Source organism: Microbacterium sp. 1262 (assembly GCF_040544895.1).
GTDB classification, from domain to species: Bacteria; Actinomycetota; Actinomycetes; order Actinomycetales; family Microbacteriaceae; genus Microbacterium; species Microbacterium plantarum.
The window spans coordinates 1672412-1689014 of sequence record NZ_JBEPKU010000001.1 but is presented as its reverse complement, the minus strand read 5'-3'; the positions used below and the strand labels follow the sequence as shown (position 1 = coordinate 1689014).

Below are 16603 nucleotides of genomic sequence, written 5' to 3'. Positions count from 1 at the left end.
CCGCGCTCTAGGGTGGGGGCGTGTCGTTCCCGTCGCCTCTCTCGCAGCCGCAGCCCGGTCACCCCGGTCCCATCCCGGCCGCGCCGACCTCGCCGCCCGTCGTCCCCGTCCGGGCGCGTCCCGGCGGCTGGGCGGCGCTCTGGGTCGGCGCGGTCCTCGTGGTGCTGCTCCTCGGACTGGCGGCCTACCTCGTGTCGTTCCTCGGCTGGTTCGCCTCGATCGTGGGAGCCGTGCTCGCGCTGCTGCCGCTGCTGGGAGTGCTGTGGGTTGTCCGCATCGTCGATCGCTGGGAGCCCGAGCCGCCACGGCTGCTGTGGATCGCGCTGCTGTGGGGCGCCGTCGCGTCGGTGGTCATCGCGCTCGGCGTCGACCTTCTCGTGACCATCGCCACCGGTCCGGCGCGTGACCCGCTCCTCGAGGCGATGAAGAGCGTCGTGCAGGCGCCCATCGTGGAGGAGATCGCGAAGGGGCTCGGCATCCTCCTCATGCTCCGTCTCGGGCGCCGCTACTTCGACGGACCCGTCGACGGCGTCGTCTACGGGGCGATGGTCGGGGCGGGGTTCGCCTTCACCGAGAACATCCTCTACTTCGCCGACAGCCTGATCACCGGCGGTCTTGCTCAGGTGTCGGTCACGTTCGTGCTGCGCGGCATCCTCTCGCCCTTCGCCCACGTCATGTTCACGGCTGCGACCGGCTTCGCGGTCGGACTCGCCGTGCGGCGGGGAGCACGGGGCGCCGCCGTGTTCGGGCCCTGGGCGACCGGCCTCGCCGTCGCGATCCTGCTGCACGCGCTCTGGAACGGCTCGGCTGCTTTCGCCGACTTCTTCGCCCTCTACGTGACGCTCCAGGTGCCTCTGTTCATCGGGTTCGTGATCGGCGTGCTGCTGCTGCGCCGCGAGGAGGCGCGCCTCACCCGCGAGCGGCTCGACGACTACGCCGCGGCGGGCTGGTTCACCCCCGTCGAGGTCGACCTGCTCGCCACCGGGGGAGGCCGAAGGCGCGCGCTGGCCTGGGCGCGGACACTTCCCGGCGACCGCACCGAGACGATGCGGGCATTCATCGCCGAGGCGACGCGTCTCGCTGCCGCACGCCAACGGGCGCTGACCGGCCGCGACGATCGGGCGCTCTCCGACGAGCGCGAGCATCTCGCCCGGGCCACGCGCCTGCGACAGGCCCTGCTGCGACCGTGACCCTCGACCGGGACGACACCGCCCGGGAAAGACTCAGCGCCCGGTGCTGCGGCGATGCCTGCATGTCTCCCGGGCGCTGAGTTGGCCTGCCCTCATGATCCTCCCGCCGCCGCGCCGCGTCAAGAGGTGCGCTCGGGTGGGCGCCGCGTTGCACCCGTCCTCGCCCTCGGGTTGGATGGACACCATGACTGACGACCGCACCAAGCCCGAGATCGACGCCCCCGAGGGGCCCGCGCCCGATGACCTCGTCGTTCGCGACCTGATCGTCGGCGACGGCGCCGAGGCCAAGCCCGGCGACACCGTCACCGTTCACTACGTCGGCGTCGAGTACACCTCCGGCGAGGAGTTCGACTCGTCGTGGAACCGCGGTGAGAGCATCCAGTTCCCGCTCCGCGGTCTGATCCAGGGGTGGCAGGACGGCATCCCGGGCATGAAGGTCGGCGGACGCCGTGAGCTCGTGATCCCGCCGCACCTGGCCTACGGCCCCGCCGGCGGTCACTTCCTCGGCGGCAAGACCCTGATCTTCATCATCGACCTGCTCGCGGTCGGCTGACCCGACGGACACCGCTCGACGGGCGGATGCTGCACAGCGCGGCATCCGCCCGTCGCCATTCGGCAACCGGAAATTTACATTCGCGGGAATAGGCTGTGCGCGGGCCGCGTTGCCGACCCCTTGTACGCCGGAGCCCTCCCGGACACCTACGACGAAGGACGATCATGACCACGACCACCGACATCCCCGGTTACAAGGCTGGCACCTGGGTGCTCGACGCCTCCCACAGCGAGGTGGGCTTCAGCGTCCGCCACATGATGATCTCGAAGGTGCGCGGCACCTTCGCCGTCGCCGAGGCGACCATCGTCGCCCCCGAGAACCCGCTCGAGCTGACGCTCGACGCCAAGGTCGACGTCGCCTCGATCAACACCAAGGACGAGGGGCGCGACAACCACCTCCGCAGTGCCGACTTCTTCGACGTCGAGAACTACCCCAACATCACGTTCGTCTCGACCGGCGTGCGTCAGCAGGGCGGCGACTTCCTCGTCGACGGCGACCTCACCATCAAGGATGTCACCAAGCCGGTGACCTTCGAGGTCGAGTTCGGCGGCTTCGGCACCGACCCGTGGGGCAACTACAAGGCCGGCGCGACGGCCAAGACCGTCATCAACCGCGAGGACTTCGGCCTCACCTGGAACGCCGCGCTCGAGACCGGCGGCGTGCTCGTCGGCAAGGACGTCACCATCGAGCTCGACCTGCAGGGCTCCATCCAGGCCTGATCGCCCGGTTCTCTCCGAGGGGCGGATGCTGCGGCATCCGCCCCTCGTCGTGTCTCCGGGGGCGCGTCGGCCGGCTCACGGGGTCGGGTGGGCCGCGTCGTAGGCGCGGAACGCGGGGGCGAGGCGCACGAGGAGCGCCACCAGACCGACGATGATGAAGCCGCCCAACAGTGGCGGGAACCACAGCGCCGTGACGGTCGCGAGCGTCCCGGCGTACAGCGCGCCCAGCCTCGGACCGCCGGCGACCACCACGATGAACAGGCCCTGCAGTCGGCCTCGGATCGCATCGGGGACGGCGGCCTGCACCATCGTGTTGCGGTAGATCGAGCTGACGTTGTCGGCCGCGCCGGAACCGGCCAGCGCGAGGCCGGCGAGGGCGATCAGGGCGACGTTCGCGGACTCCTCGCCTACGGTCCCCGGGGCGAGTACACCGAACGACCCCGCGAGCAGGACGGCGCCGAACAGGGCGATCGTGATGCCGTAGGCGATGATGGCGCGCTCGATTCCGCGCCCGTGCATCGGGTAGCGCGCGATCGGTCCCGAGAACAGGCTCGAGAAGAACGCGCCGACGGCGATGGCGGCTGTCAGCAGCCCCGTCGTGATCGCGCCGCCGCCGAGCAGCACTGCGCCGATGGCGGGGAAGAGGGCGGTGGGCTGACCGAACGTCATCGCGATGATGTCGAGGATGAACTGCAGCCGGATGTTCTTCGCGCGCTTGATGAAGCGCCAGCCGTCGGCGAGCGATCGCAGGCCCGGGCGGACGACGGCGCCCTCCGGGCGGATGCTGGGCAACGACCAGAGGCCGAGGAAGAGGGCGCTCATGAGCACGAGGTCGATCGTGTAGGTCCAGCCGTAGCCGGTGAAGGCCACGAGCAGCCCGGCCGCGGCCGGCCCGACCGAGACCATGATCCCCATGGTGATGCCGCCGAGCGCCGAGGCTGCGGGCAGCAGCTCGCGGGGGATCAGCCGCGGCACGATCGCCTGCCGTGCCGCCATGACGACCGAATTGGCAGCAGAGTTCACGACCGCGATGGCGTAGAGCCACGCGACCGTCTCGCCGCCGCTCCAGGTCAGCACCATCAGGACGGCCGTCGAGACGAAGGTCACGGATGCCGCGATGATGGCGACCCGGCGCCGGTCGAACGCGTCGGCGAGCATGCCCCCGTAGAGGCCGGCGATGATCATCGGCACGAGCCCGGCGACCGCGATCATCGCGACGGCGAACGTCGACGCCGTCAGGTCGTACATGTGGAGCATGATCGCGACGATGGTCAACTGCCCGCCGAGGCCGGCGAGGGTCGAGCCGACCCACATGCGCGCGAAGGCGGGGGAGGTGGTCAACGGCCGCAGATCGATGAGGTGATCCCGACGCAGGCGCATCATGCGAGCCTAGATGACTGGTACAGTAGAGCGGTTGCCGTTCGATCGGCCGCGGATAAAGAGAGCTCGCACATCGGGTGACGGGCGCCGCGCAATGAGAAGGAAGGGGATCCCATCTATGGCACTCGAAGCAGACGTCAAGAAGGCGATCATCGAAGAGTACGCGACGCACCCCGGTGACACCGGATCCCCCGAGGTGCAGGTCGCGCTCATGTCGCAGCGCATCAAGGACCTCACCGAGCACCTCAAGACCCACAAGCACGACCACCACTCGCGCCGTGGGCTCTTCCTGCTCGTCGGTCAGCGCCGTCGACTGCTCGGCTACCTCCAGGAGCTCGACATCCAGCGTTACCGTACGCTGATCGAGCGCCTCGGTCTCCGCCGCTAAGGAGAGCGACTCCGCGCACAATCGCGCAAAACATTCTTGCGAAGGCCGTCCCAGGTGTGGGGCGGCCTTCGGCTTTTCCCGAGCCCGCGCCGCGAGAACGTACCTTCACCGCGAGAACGTACGCCGTCTGGTGCGTTGTCGCGGAGACGGTGCGTGTTCGGCGGCGGGTGTTCGGTGGTGTGTGCTCAGCGGTGGGCCGCGGCGAGTAGATCGGCGTGCCAGCGCTCGGCGACGTCGGGGTGGGCCCGCAGGCGCGACTTCAGCGCGTTCTCGCCGTGCACCCCGTGGATGGGGTTGCTCGGGTCCTTCGTGACGCCTCTCGCCTCGGCGGCGAGTTCGGCGGGCAGGTCGATGAGCGGGAACCGGGCGTCGAGCGCGGGGTTGAAGAAGAACGGGACCGAGATGCGGTCGTCCGGGTACCGCGGCGCCACGACGCGGTGGTTCGTCGCGATGAGATAGCCGTCGGTCGCGTACTCGAGCAGCTCGCCGATGTTGACGACGAAGGCCCCGGGCACCGGCGGAGCGTCGACCCATTCGCCATCCCGCTCGACCTGCAGGCCGCCCTTGCCGGGCTCGACCCATAGGAGGGTCAGGGCGCCCGAGTCCTTGTGCGCGCCGACCCCCTGCTGCGGGGTGGGGTCGTCCTTGCCGGGGTAGCGGACGATCTTCAGCAGGGTCTGGGGCTCGCCGAAGTGGTCGTCGAAGTACGTCGCGGGGGCGCCGAGGGCCTCGGCCCAGGCGCGGAGCAGACGCCGCGCGACCTCGGAGAGGTGCGCGACCCACGCGTCGGTGACCTCGCGCAGCTCGGGCTGCGCGGCCGGCCACAGGTTGGGGCCGATGAGCCGGGCGTAGTCGGGCGCGTCGGGGTCGTCGACCGCGGACCGTTCGGGACCGATGTCGATCTGCTCGCGCCAGTCGACCCGGCCCTGCGTGAGCTCGCCGCCGACGCGCGTGTAGCCGCGGAAGTGCGGGCTGTTGACGTTCTCGATCGCGAGCTTGTCGGCCTCGGGCAGGTCGAAGAACTCGCGCGCGACGCGGTGGAGCCGGTCCTCGAGACCGGCGGGGATGCCGGTGCCGGTGAGGTAGAAGAAGCCGACGTCGTGCGTCGCGGCGCGCAGCTCGTCGCGGAAGCGGGCGACATCGGCGGCGTCGCCGTCGAGCTGGGAGAAGTCGAGAACGGGAAGGGAGAGCTCGCTCATGCAGTGAGGCTACGAGCCCTCTGCGGCATCCGCTCGTTTGTTGCGCGGGATGACCTCGCCGGCCTCGCGCGGACGACGCGACCCCGTCGGGTCGCTGCGCCGGCCCTCGCGGCCCGCGAGCTGCGGGTCGCGGAAGAGCCACGCCGGGCGGGGCTCGACGAGCGGCCGGAACACTCGTCGAACCGGAGCCGTGGCCAGACCCAGAGCGATGAGGATCGACGCGACGACGACGAGCGGCAGCCACACCCACGTGGGTTCGGCGTCTCGCAGCACGCCCGACTCCCGGAACGGGTACAGCACGAACGAGTGCAGCAGGTAGATGTACATCGTGTACTGCCCGAGCCGGGTCCAGCGGTGCGAACCGCGGGGGACGAGGGCCAGGAAGGATGCCGTGAGGGCGAGCGCCACGAGCAGCAGGGCGACCCGCACGGCTCCCGCCCACCATTCGGAGCTGCCCGCATCCGAGTAGCTCGCGTCGTAGAACATCCACTTTCCGAGGTTGATGTCGCGCCATGTTCCGATGAATGCCCAGGCCGCCCATCCCGCGAGCCCGAGCGTCGCGACGGCCGCCGTCACGGTCGTCGGGGTGCGCCGCAGCAGGTCGAACCGGTCGACGACGTCGCGGTCGCGCAGCCACCAGCCGAGCACGAAGAAGGGCAGGAAGCCGAGCGTTCGCGACAGCGAGAGCGTCGAATCGATGTTCGGGAGGTACCCGGAGATCACCGAGATCGCGAAGGCCCACAGGAGCGGCCACCGCAGGAGCGCGAGGTAGGGCAGGACCAGGCGGAAGATCCCGAGCGCCAGCAGGAACCACAGCGTCCACGAGGGCTGGGTCGGGTTGGGGTTCGCGTGGCCCTCGACGAGGAACTTCGTGAGCGTCCAGAGTCCCTCGAAGATCACGTACGGCACGAGGATGTCGGTGATGACGCGGGCCATCTGCCGCCGCGATTGCGGGTCGGACTTGGAGAAGTAGCCCGAGATGATCGCGAACGCGGGCATGTGGAACGCGTAGATCACGAGGTACATCGCCATCGCGATGTCGGAGTCGTACGTCAGGCGCTGGATCGCGTGACCCAGCACCACCAGCACGATACAGGCGAAGCGGGCGTTGTCCCAGAAGGGCACGCGCCGCTTCGGGCGCGTTCCGGTCGTGCCGGTGGCGGGATGCGTCATCGTGGATGAAACACTATCCCGGGGGAATAGTCCGAGCGCGACCGCGTTGCATGGTTTATATTCATTTGCATGAAACGGATGCCGCGGCATCCGGGAAGGCGGACCGACGTGAACACGCACACGAGCGATAACACCGGCTGGTCGGGGATGCAGTTCGGCATCTTCTCCGTGAGCGACATCACGGCAGACCCGACGAGCGGCCACACCCCGAGCGAAGCGGAGAAGATCCGCGCCGCCGTGACCATCGCCAAGCATGCCGAGGATGTCGGGCTCGACGTCTACGCGATCGGCGAGCACCACAACCCGCCGTTCTGGTCGTCGTCGCCCACCACGACGCTCGCCTACATCGCGGCGCAGACCGAACGCCTCATCCTCTCCACGGCCACGACGCTCATCACGACGAACGACCCGGTGAAGATCGCCGAGGACTACGCGATGCTTCAGCACCTGTCGGGCGGCCGCGTCGACCTCATCATGGGGCGCGGCAACACCGGCCCGGTCTACCCGTGGTTCGGCAAGGACATCCGTCAGGGCCTGCCGCTCGCGATCGAGAACTACGCCCTGCTGCACAAGCTGTGGCGTGAGGACGTCGTCGACTGGGAGGGCAAGTTCCGCACTCCGCTGCAGGGCTTCACCTCGACGCCCCGTCCGCTCGACGGCGTCGCTCCGTTCGTCTGGCACGGCTCGATCCGCACCCCCGAGATCGCCGAGCAGGCCGCCTACTACGGCGACGGCTTCTTCGCGAACAACATCTTCTGGCCCAAGGAGCACTACCAGCGCCTCATCGACCTGTACCGTCAGCGCTTCGCGCACTACGGCCACGGCACGCCCGAGCAGGCGATCGTCGGTCTCGGCGGCCAGGTGTTCATGAGCGCCAACTCGCAGGATGCCGTTCGGAAGTTCCGCCCGTACTTCGACAACGCCCCCGTCTACGGTCACGGCCCCTCGCTCGAGGACTTCAGCGAGATGACGCCCCTCACCGTCGGGTCGCCGCAGCAGGTCATCGACCGGTACGCGGCGATGCGCGAGACGTTCGGCGACTACCAGCGTCAGCTGTTCCTCATCGACCACGCGGGCCTGCCGCTGAAGACCGTGCTCGAGCAGCTCGACATCCTGGGCGGCGAGGTCGTCCCGGTGCTTCGGAAGGAGCTCGCGCAGGGTCGTGGCGCGGCAGTGCCCGACGCCCCGACGCACGCCGCGCGCGTCCGTGAGGTGTACGGCGACGGCCCGGCGCGCGAAGCGCGGCCCCGCGCCAATCGCGGAGACAACCTCAGCGGCCCCTCGCCCTACCAGGACGCTCCCGCGCCCGCAGGTTCGGCCTTCGGTGTGGCGGCGGCACGATGAGCGCGCGGCGTGTCGCGGTCGTCTCGGCCGGCCTGTCGAACCCGTCGTCGACCCGCATGCTCGCCGACCGGCTCGCGACGGCGACGATCGCCGAGCTCACGGCATCCGACATCACCGCGACAGCGGACGTCATCGAGCTGCGCGATCTCGCGCACGACATCACGAACAACCTGCTGACGGGTTTCGCCCCGCCCGCCCTCGAGTCGGCGATCAACTCGGTCGTCTCGGCCGACGCGCTCATCGCTGTGACGCCGATCTTCTCGACGAGCTACTCCGGGCTGTTCAAGTCGTTCATCGACGTGCTCGACCCCGACTCGCTCACCGGGAAGCCCGTGCTCATCGGGGCGAACGCGGGCACGGCTCGTCACTCGCTCGCGATCGACTATGCCATCCGGCCGCTGTTCGCGTACCTGCACGCGGCCCCGGTCTCGACCGGCGTCTTCGCGGCGTCGAGCGACTGGGGGAGCAAGGCCGACGAGGTCGCTCCGCTGAGCGCGCGGGTCGAGCGCGGCGCACGGGAGCTCGCTGCGGCCGTCGTGGCACGCACGCCCGTCACGGACGGTGATCCTTTCGACCCCGCCTCGTACCTGGGCGAGGGCAAGTCGTTCGGTCACCTGCTCGGCGGTCTCGCCGGGGAGTGACCCGCTCGCGGCGCCGCGTGAGGGCGGCCGTGATCACATCGATCGCGGCGCCCAGCGCCAGCGCCGCGGCCACCGACAGGAGCACCGCAAGCAGCGGGGCATCGGGCAGGAGCGCGCCGATCGCCGCGCCGATGACGCTCTGATAGGTGGCCCAGGCCGTCGCCGCGACTCCGGCGATGGCGAGGAAGCGCACGGCCGATACTCGCGTCGCGCCCGCGGTGAGATTGACCGCGAGGCGCGCGAAGGGGATGAAGCGGGCGGTGAAGACGACCGTCGCGGTTCCCCGCTGCAGCCGAGCCCCCGCCCATGCGAACGCGCGCTGCACGCGCCGGTGCCGCATCCACCGCCACCGGCGGAGGCCGATCCGACGCCCCACGGCGTAGCAGAGCGCATCCCCGCAGAACGCAGCGGATGCGGCGACACCGACGACGGCCGCCAGCGGGGGATCGCCGGTCGACGCGGCGAGCGCTCCCGCCGCCGTCACCGCGATCTCGCCGGGGACGACGACCAGGACGGAGTCGAGGAGGACGAGCGCGAAGACCGCGACGAGGAGCCAGGGGCCGCCGGACATCGCGGTCAGCAGGTCGTCGAGCACGCGGCATCCCTATCAGCCGTGGATGAACGGAGCGGGAACGGCGACGGTCAGGCGTCCGCGAGGTGACCGAGCGCGGAGGATCGTGTGAACAGTGCGCGATTCCGGCTGGTTCAGCAGACAGTGGCGCGCCGTCGGCGACACCCTGGTCTCGTGAGAGTCGCGGTGGTCACCGAGTCCTTCCTTCCCCACATGAACGGCGTGACCGGTTCGGTCCTGCGGGTGCTCGAGCATCTCGAGCATCGCGGGCACGATGCCTTCGTCGTCGCGCCGGGCGCGGGGCGACGGCATCCGCTCGCCGTTCCGGGGCGAGCGGTGCGGTCGATCCCGATGCCCCGGTATCCGGCCGTGCGCGTGGCGGCCCCGCCCGTCGTCTCGGTCGCGCGGGCGCTGCGAGAGTTCCGCCCCGACGTGGTGCACCTCGCATCGCCGTTCCTTCTCGGCTGGCAGGGGCTGCTCGCGGCCGAGGGTCTCGGCCTGCCGAGCGTCGCCGTCTACCAGACCGATGTCATCGCCTACACCGAGCGCTACGGCGTGCCCCACGCCACGGCCCTGACGGCGGCTCACGTGCGGCGGCTGCATCGTCGCGCGACGCTGACGCTCGCCCCCGCCGACGCGGCACGGCGGCAGCTGCAGGACCTCGGTGTCGATCGCGTCGCGATCTGGGGCCGCGGGGTCGACGGCATCCGCTTCGCGCCCCACCGCCGCGACGAGGCGTGGCGCGGGCGGGTCGTTCCGGAAACGGCCGACGGCGACGTCGTGGTCGGATATGTCGGGCGGCTCGCCCCCGAGAAGCAGATCGAGGACCTGGCGGCGCTCAGCTCGCTGCCCGGCGTGCGACTGGTCATCGTGGGCGACGGGCCCTCGCGGACGAGTCTGGAGAGCCTCTTGCCGGATGCCGTCTTCCTCGGGCATCTGCAGGGGGACGAGCTCGCCACCGTGATGGCCAGCTTCGACGTTTTCGTGCACCCGGGCGAGAGCGAGACGTTCGGCCAGACCATCCAGGAGGCGCAGGCGAGCGGTGTACCGGTGGTCGCGACGGGTCGCGGCGGCCCGCTCGACCTGGTGCGCAGCAGTGTCGACGGGTGGCTCTACCGGCCCGGCGATGCCGACGACCTCCGCAGCCGGGTCGCCGACCTGGCGGGGGACGCGGCGAAGCGGCGCGCGTTCGGCGCGGCGGCCCGGGAGGCCGTCGCCGGGCGCACCTGGGAGAGCCTCGGCGATGCCCTGCTCGGCCACTACGAGCGTGCGGGCGAGCTGCATGCGATCGACCGTGCCCGGCGGGCTCGCGTGTGGCCGCGCGCCGAGCTGCCCGTCGCGGGCGACGGACCCCCGCTGTGGCGGCGCTACGTCGCGCTGGGCGACTCGATCACCGAGGGGCTCTGCGACACGTCGCGCATGCCGGCGGGGATGCACCGGGGATGGGCCGATCGTCTCGCTCAGCTGCTCGCCTCGGCGGCGCCGCGAGCCGGTGGGGGAACCGCAGCCTTCCAGTACGCGAACCTCGCGGTGCGCAGCAAACGGGTACGGCACCTCGTCGACGAGCAGGTTCCGGCGTGCCTGGCGCTGCGGCCCGAACTCGTCTCGGTGCTCATCGGTGCCAACGACCTCGTGCAGGCCCGGGTGGACGTCGCGAGCGTCGCCGACGAGGTCGAGATCGCGGTCCGGCGGTTGCGGGAATCCGGGGCGGACGTGCTGCTCGCCACGGTGTTCCTTCCGGGGCGGGCCGCAGCGAGCATCTTCGCGCGGCGCTTCGCCGCCTACAACGCCCGGCTGCGAACGATCGCGTCGAGGACGGGCGCCATCCTGGTCGACCTCGAGGCTGTGCCGGAACTCGCCCGCCTCGAGCTGTGGGCCGACGACAAGGTGCATCTGCGCTCGCGCGGGCATCGGCTCGTGGCCTATCGCGCGGCGGAAGCGCTCGGGGTGCCGCACGCCGAGGCGCTCGCCGAGCTCGACGAGGCCTTCCATCTCGACGACGATCCCGTCGTGCCGGGAACGTGGCTGCGTCGCGATGCACTCCCGTGGATGTGGCGGCGCCTGCGCGGCCGCACGGCCGGCGACGGCGTCGCCCCCAAGCTCCCCGCCTACGTGCGCATCGGCCCCACGGCCCCGCGCCGCTCGTCCCTCCCACAGCAGTAGCCCGCCCCGTCCCGCCCCGCCCCGCCCCGCCCCCGCCCCGCCCCGCCGGGAGCGACGCGCGGTCAGGGGCGCCAGCGGTACTCGGCCTCGGGGCGGCCGGGGGCCCCGTAGCGCTGGGCCCGTTCGGCACGGCCGGCGTCGGCGAGGTGCTCGAGGTATCGTCGCGCCGCGACGCGCGACATCCCGAGCGCCTCCGCAGCCTCGCGGGCGGACAGGGCTCCGGCCTCGCGGAGCCGGTTCGACACGCGCTCGAGCGTCTCGGGAGAGAGCCCCTTGGGGACGGGCGCCGTGACCGGGCGCAGCGCCCCCAGCATCGCGTCGATCTCGGCCTGGGTCGCCGCGCCCGTGGTCTCGCTCGCGCGCTCGCGGTAGCGCGCGTACTGCGACATCCGTTCCTGGAAGTCGGCGAAGGTGAAGGGCTTCACGAGATATTGCACCGCGCCGAGGCCGACGACCTGGCGCACCACGTCGGCATCCCGCACCGAGGTGATCGCGATGACGTCGACATCCCGGGCTCGCGCGCGCACATGGCGCAGGACGTCGAGTCCCGATCCGTCGGGCATCGTCATGTCCAGAAGCACGAGGTCGATCTCGTCCGTGGCCGGGCTGTCGAGGAGGGCTCGCAGGGCGGCACGTGCGCCGCTGCACTCGGCGACGACCCGGAATCCGTCCAGCCGCTCGATGTAGTGGCGGTGGAGGTCGAGGGTGAGGGCTTCGTCGTCGACCAGCAGCACGCCGATCATGTTTCCCTCCTCGGCAGGATGACGCGGAACGTCGTCGGGTCGTGATCGAGGGTGAGGCTACCGCCGGCGTCGTCGACGATCGCTGCGACGAGGGCGAGACCGACACCACGTCCTTCGGCGCCGGCGGGTTTCGTGGAGAAGCCGTGCTCGAAGATCCGGCGCCGGAGCTCGGGAGGGACGCCGGTTCCCGAGTCCGACACGGCGATCTCGAGCTCGTCCTCCTCGGTGCGCGTCATCCTGATCTCCACCCAGCGCGGTTCGGGCCCGCCGGCGGCGGCGTCGAGCGCATTGTCGATGAGATTACCGACGACCGAGACGGCGTCGACCGGCGAGAGCACCGAGCGAGGCGCGTCGGGTTCGATGCGGGAGCGCCACCGGATGCCGCGTTCCTTGGCCTGCGAGGCCTTGCCGAGCAGCAGCGCCCCGACAGTCGGATCGCCCTCGCGGCGGGCGGCGACCTCATCGACCAGCACCTGACTCTGCCGCGAGGTCTCGGCGAGGATCTCGATCGCCTCGGGGGTGCGACCCAGCTCCAGCAGGGCGATGGCGGTGTGCATGCGGTTGCCGTGCTCATGGGTCTGCGCCCGCAGGGCTTCGCCGAGCGTACGGAGCGACTCGAACGACGAGACGGCGTCGCGGACGGCGCCGGCGGGCAGGTCTCCGGTGACCTGCCGCGTCGCCCGACGCGCGACGACGGCTCCGACGAGACCGGCCGCCAGGAGCGCGGCCGCGATGCCGACGACGACGAGGATGCGGGGCCCCAGAGTCGCCGCGATGCTGCCGATGGTCACGCCGACAGAGACCCACCCGACGACGGCGCCGCCGCTCTCCACGGGCACGATGGTGCGGATCGAGGGGCCGAGGGTGCCCGTGAACTCTTCCGTCAACGCGCGTGACGTGGTGGGGATCGAACCCAGGTAGCGCTCGCCGATCCGCTCGGCGTCGCGATGCGTGATCCGGATGCCGCTCGGGTCCATGATCGTGACGAAGTCGACGCGGGCATCGACGATCACCTGTTCGACCTGGGGCTGCAGCTCCGCGGATGCGAGGTCGCGGTCGCCGGCGGCGAGGAGGTCGGCGACCTGCGCCGAGTCGGCGACGGTCTGCGCGACGGCCTGGGTGACGCGCTCGGCCTCGGACCGCGCGGACCGCTGGCCGTCGGCGATGAGGATGCCGGCGATCGCCAGGGTGAGGAGCGCCACGGCCACCGCGACCGCGACGAACACGAGCGAAGCGGCGCTGCGGGTGCGCGTTGTCATGCCGCTCTCGCTCTCGTCGTCGTCGTCGTCGGGTGCTGCCACGTCGCAGGCCGTGACCAATACGACCATAAATCGGCGTCCGCGCGGAACGGCCGGACGCTGAGAGCGCACCGACAGAGACGTCGGCATCGGACAACGACTGTTCAGCTGGAGGAGACCATGGCTCTCACATCATCTTTCCGCCTGCCGGGGTACAACGCCCGGAAAGGCAAGCAGGCCTGGGACAAGCACACGTGGCTCTACGTCTCGGTCATCCTGGCGGTCGTGGTGGGCGCGGTCGTCGGCCTCGTATGGCCTTCCTTCGCCGTCGGTCTCGAGCCGCTCGGCAAGGGCTTCGTCAACCTCATCAAGATGATGATCGCGCCGATCATCTTCTGCACGATCGTGGTGGGCGTCGGCTCCATCGCGAAGGCCGCGACGGTCGGGCGCATCGGCGGTCTCGCGCTGCTGTACTTCATGGTGATGTCGACCTTCGCCTTGGCGATCGGACTCATCGTGGGCAACATCATCCACCCGGGTGAGGGGCTCAACATGCAGAGCGCGGTCTACGACGCCGGGGCGGCGGCCGAGGCGAAGTCGACGACCGACTTCCTGCTCGGCATCATCCCGACCACCTTCTTCTCGGCGTTCACCGGTGAGAGCGTGCTCCAGGTGCTGTTCATCGCGCTGCTAGTCGGCTTCGCGTTGCAGGGACTCGGCGAGAAGGGCGCCCCGATCATGAGCGCCGTGAAGAACCTGCAGACGCTGGTCTTCCGCATCCTCGGCATGATCCTGTGGCTTGCTCCGATCGGCGCCTTCGGTGCGATCGCCGCGGTGGTCGGCAAGACCGGTGTCGCCGCCATCGTGAGCCTCGGTGTGCTGATGATCGCGTTCTACATCACGTGCATCGTCTTCATCGTCGCGGTGCTCGGCACGCTGCTCTACGCCGTGGCGCGGATCAACATCTTCAGCCTGATGAAGTACCTCGCCCGCGAGTACCTGCTGATCGTCGGGACCTCGTCGAGCGAGTCCGCGCTGCCCCGCCTGATCGCCAAGATGGAGCACGTCGGCGTCTCGAAGCCGGTCGTGGGTATCACGGTCCCCACGGGATACTCGTTCAACCTCGATGGGACGGCCATCTACCTCACGATGGCGTCGCTGTTCATCGCCGCCGGGATGGGCGCTCCGATGTCGATCCCCGAGCAGATCGGACTGCTGGTCTTCATGATCATCGCCTCGAAGGGCGCGGCCGGAGTCACCGGCGCCGGCCTCGCGACCCTCGCCGGCGGTCTGCAGGCGTACCGGCCCGACCTCGTCAACGGCGTCGGCGTGATCGTCGGCATCGACCGGTTCATGTCGGAGGGTCGCGCGCTGACCAACTTCACCGGGAACGCGGTCGCGACGATCCTCATCGGAACCTGGACCCGCGAGTTCGACCGCGACCAGGCCCGCGCCGTGCTCAGCGGCGAGCGCCCCTTCGACGAGGCGATGCTCACCGGTCACGGTCACGACGGGATGTCGAACGACACCGGCGCCGTCAACACGCAGGGACTCGGTGACGCCGCCCTCGAGGAGGCCGCGGCGAAGGAGGAGCGCGCTCGCCTCCGCCGCGAGGCCGCGACGCGCTGACGGTTCCCGATCTCCGGTGGCCGCGGATCCGAGAAATCGGATGCCGTGGCCACCGGCATTCTCGACGGCAGGCGAAACCGGCTCGCTGGCGCGCAGGGCGACGGGCCCCGCGAGGAGAAGGTGGAACGCGACCGCTCAGAATGGCGGGGCCCCGGGGCCGGGTGGCTCTGTGGACGTGAAGGCGACCGTGAATGCGACGAGGGGTGGTGGTGCGTCTTCGCGGTAGATCCGTCCGGTGGGTGAGGTCCAGATCAGCCTTCCGCCGGGGAGTTGTCGTACTCGCCATCGGGTGTGGTGTTTGACGTCGTGGTGTCTTTTGCAGAGGTTCGCGAGGTTGCACACGTGCGTCGCGCCGCCGTCGGATGCGGCGATGGTGTGGTCGATCTCGCAGCGGATGGCGGGTTGCCGGCATCCGGGGAATCGGCAGTGCCGGTCTCGGGCTCGCAGCAGCCTGACCATGGCGGCGGTGGGCCGGTAGCTGTCGCATTCGAGGACGGTTCCGGTGACCGGGTGGGTGAGCAGCCGGTCCCACGAGGTCGCGTTGCCGGCGAGTTCGCGTGCGGTGTTCGCATCGATGGGGGAGCGCCCCGCCAGATCGGCAGGCCCCTCGTCTTGCCCCATGAGTGTCAGCGCGGACACGGCGACTTGCACGTGTGCCCGGATCGCCCCGAGCGTTCCGCCGCCGTCACCGGTGCCAGTCGGGTCGAGCGCCGGCGATCCAGTCAGGAGGAGGTCGCTGAACACGTCGGCGCGGACCTGATCGATCGTGCGGGCATCGTCGACGAACGACGACCCGTCGCGAATCGTCGTGTCGGCGCCGGGTGAGCCGCCGTTCGCGTCGGCTCGAACGCCAGGCGCCTCGGCTCGAGCGTCAGGGGCGTCGGCTCGAGCGTCAGCGCCGCCACCCGCCCCGTCAGCCTGGGCCCGCGCGTTGATGATCTCCCGCGCCTGCCGCGTGAGCCGGTCCACGATCCCGTCGGCGATCACGGTCGGCAAGGTCGCGATCAGGTCCGACATCCCATCCGCCCCGACCTGCACTCGCACGCACCGCCCCGCCGCGGCCTCCTCGTGCCGCTCGGTGAACGACCGCGGGTGCATCTGCTCCGCCAGCATCCGCAATGTCTCCAGCACCCGGTTGGGCCTCTCGCCCTCGCACCGCTCGATCGCGACCCGCTCGAACTCCGCCCGGCCCTCTGCGGGCACGAGGCATCCCGTCTCCTGAATCACCCGGACATGCCCGCGGACGATGCGCCCGGCTTCCCAGGCCGCCATCGTCACCGGGTAGTTCTCAACCAGATCGCGCGCCTCGTCGATCCGCCGTTGCAAAGTGCGGTCGGTCGTGACGAACACTCCGGCAAGTTCCGCGGCGATGCCCCGCAACGCCATCTCGCGCGCCTTGACCTTCTCCGACGCCCCAGCGGCCTGCTTCTCGGCCAGCAGCCCAGCCGCCGCGAGCACCCGAACCTCACGAATCTGCACGGCTCGCGCGGCATCCGAAACGCCCTCGGCATCCGCGACCAGCTGAGCGAGGACGTCGACGTCGCCGTCGCTGCCCATCCCGCAGCCTGCCCGGCTACCGATCCCGTCGTTCGAATGCATGTTCGAATACTGTCACGAACCTCCGACATCGCCCCGCCACTCTGCACACACCCCGAAGCGCCCGAGAAATACA

At 70.5% G+C, this 16603-nt stretch carries 15 protein-coding genes; 8 read left to right on the top strand and 7 right to left on the bottom strand.

Translation table 11 applies throughout. From position 1 onward, the window contains the following. Positions 1–20: 20 nt before the first annotated feature. The 3 genes from ABIC53_RS08090 (at position 21) to ABIC53_RS08080 (ending at position 2462) form a co-directional block, all read left to right on the top strand. Positions 21–1190, top strand: a complete 1170-nt coding sequence (locus ABIC53_RS08090; protein WP_114588022.1) for a PrsW family intramembrane metalloprotease — start codon at positions 21–23, stop codon at positions 1188–1190. Between the two features lie 184 nt (positions 1191–1374). Beyond that, on the top strand, positions 1375–1743 hold the full coding sequence (locus tag ABIC53_RS08085) for an FKBP-type peptidyl-prolyl cis-trans isomerase (protein WP_023951826.1): 369 nt from the start codon (positions 1375–1377) through the stop codon (positions 1741–1743). A 164-nt stretch (positions 1744–1907) separates the two neighbouring features. After that, positions 1908–2462: a YceI family protein gene (locus ABIC53_RS08080; RefSeq protein WP_323987419.1), complete on the top strand. Its 555-nt coding sequence runs from the start codon at positions 1908–1910 to the stop codon at positions 2460–2462. Between the two features lie 75 nt (positions 2463–2537). On the opposite strand, the gene ABIC53_RS08075 is transcribed toward ABIC53_RS08080, so the two are convergent. Further along, positions 2538–3842, bottom strand: coding sequence for an MFS transporter (locus tag ABIC53_RS08075; RefSeq protein WP_354451031.1), 1305 nt, complete (start codon positions 3840–3842; stop codon positions 2538–2540). Positions 3843–3960: 118 nt separating this feature from the next. Between ABIC53_RS08075 and rpsO the strand changes: the two genes are divergently transcribed. Then, positions 3961–4230, top strand: coding sequence for a 30S ribosomal protein S15 (rpsO, locus tag ABIC53_RS08070; RefSeq protein ID WP_023951820.1), 270 nt, complete (start codon positions 3961–3963; stop codon positions 4228–4230). A 185-nt stretch (positions 4231–4415) separates the two neighbouring features. Here rpsO and ABIC53_RS08065 read toward each other — a convergent pair whose 3' ends face one another. Together ABIC53_RS08065 and ABIC53_RS08060 are read right to left on the bottom strand one after the other, a co-directional pair. Continuing rightward, on the bottom strand, positions 4416–5429 hold the full coding sequence (locus tag ABIC53_RS08065; RefSeq protein WP_354451029.1) for an isopenicillin N synthase family dioxygenase: 1014 nt from the start codon (positions 5427–5429) through the stop codon (positions 4416–4418). Positions 5430–5438: 9 nt separating this feature from the next. Continuing rightward, positions 5439–6602, bottom strand: coding sequence for an acyltransferase family protein (locus tag ABIC53_RS08060; protein ID WP_282502272.1), 1164 nt, complete (start codon positions 6600–6602; stop codon positions 5439–5441). Between the two features lie 147 nt (positions 6603–6749). Here ABIC53_RS08060 and ABIC53_RS08055 point away from each other — a divergent pair, with 147 nt between their 5' ends. Together ABIC53_RS08055 and ABIC53_RS08050 are read left to right on the top strand one after the other, a co-directional pair. Then, positions 6750–7946, top strand: a complete 1197-nt coding sequence (locus ABIC53_RS08055) for an LLM class flavin-dependent oxidoreductase (RefSeq protein WP_274178014.1) — start codon at positions 6750–6752, stop codon at positions 7944–7946. Continuing rightward, positions 7943–8587: a CE1759 family FMN reductase gene (locus ABIC53_RS08050; RefSeq protein WP_354451027.1), complete on the top strand. Its 645-nt coding sequence runs from the start codon at positions 7943–7945 to the stop codon at positions 8585–8587. The genes ABIC53_RS08055 and ABIC53_RS08050 overlap by 4 nt, the downstream gene beginning before the upstream one ends. On the opposite strand, the gene ABIC53_RS08045 is transcribed toward ABIC53_RS08050, so the two are convergent. Then, the gene (locus tag ABIC53_RS08045) at positions 8499–9182 is read right to left on the bottom strand and encodes a DedA family protein (RefSeq protein ID WP_354451025.1); all 684 of its coding nucleotides are present in this window, start codon (positions 9180–9182) and stop codon (positions 8499–8501) included. The genes ABIC53_RS08050 and ABIC53_RS08045 overlap by 89 nt on opposite strands. Before the next feature lie 150 nt (positions 9183–9332). Between ABIC53_RS08045 and ABIC53_RS08040 the strand changes: the two genes are divergently transcribed. Continuing rightward, positions 9333–11321, top strand: a complete 1989-nt coding sequence (locus ABIC53_RS08040; protein ID WP_354451023.1) for a glycosyltransferase — start codon at positions 9333–9335, stop codon at positions 11319–11321. A gap of 62 nt (positions 11322–11383) precedes the next feature. Here ABIC53_RS08040 and ABIC53_RS08035 read toward each other — a convergent pair whose 3' ends face one another. Next, positions 11384–12064 (bottom strand): response regulator, encoded by a 681-nt coding sequence (locus ABIC53_RS08035; RefSeq protein WP_282502275.1) that lies wholly within the window; start codon positions 12062–12064, stop codon positions 11384–11386. Next, the gene (locus ABIC53_RS08030; protein WP_354451020.1) at positions 12061–13365 is read right to left on the bottom strand and encodes a sensor histidine kinase; all 1305 of its coding nucleotides are present in this window, start codon (positions 13363–13365) and stop codon (positions 12061–12063) included. Before ABIC53_RS08030 ends, ABIC53_RS08035 begins: the two co-directional genes overlap by 4 nt. 117 nt (positions 13366–13482) lie before the next feature. Between ABIC53_RS08030 and ABIC53_RS08025 the strand changes: the two genes are divergently transcribed. Continuing rightward, positions 13483–14931 (top strand): cation:dicarboxylate symporter family transporter, encoded by a 1449-nt coding sequence (locus ABIC53_RS08025; protein WP_354451018.1) that lies wholly within the window; start codon positions 13483–13485, stop codon positions 14929–14931. Between the two features lie 135 nt (positions 14932–15066). Here ABIC53_RS08025 and ABIC53_RS08020 read toward each other — a convergent pair whose 3' ends face one another. Continuing rightward, entirely contained in the window at positions 15067–16530 is a 1464-nt protein-coding gene (locus ABIC53_RS08020; protein WP_502915517.1) for an HNH endonuclease signature motif containing protein, read from the bottom strand. Positions 16531–16603 lie beyond the last annotated feature (73 nt).